General features: G+C 56.4%; 1 protein-coding gene. It reads right to left on the minus strand.

All coding sequences use genetic code 11. From position 1 onward, the window contains the following. A partial coding sequence (locus ABR397_RS24040; protein WP_350307881.1) for a hypothetical protein occupies positions 1-243 on the minus strand: 243 nt, incomplete at both ends.

Here is a 243-nt window from a genome sequence, read left to right on the forward strand (position 1 = left end):
GCCGGTTGGCGCGGCGGTTCAGTTCGCCGTAGCTGAGGGACTGCGCTTCAAACACCACGGCGGTGACATCCGGGGTGCGCGCTGCCTGTTGTTCGAACAATTCATGGATCAAGGCTTCCTGCGGGAAATCCGCCTGTGTGGCGTTGAAATCCATCAGCAATTGTTGTTGCTCTGTGACAGGTAGTATAGGCAGAGATGAAAGAGCTTGCGTCACATCCGCGACCATTGCTGTCAGCACGTTCT

The sequence above is a fragment of the Photorhabdus viridis genome, assembly GCF_040256935.1.
Lineage (GTDB): Bacteria > Pseudomonadota > Gammaproteobacteria > Enterobacterales > Enterobacteriaceae > Photorhabdus > Photorhabdus viridis.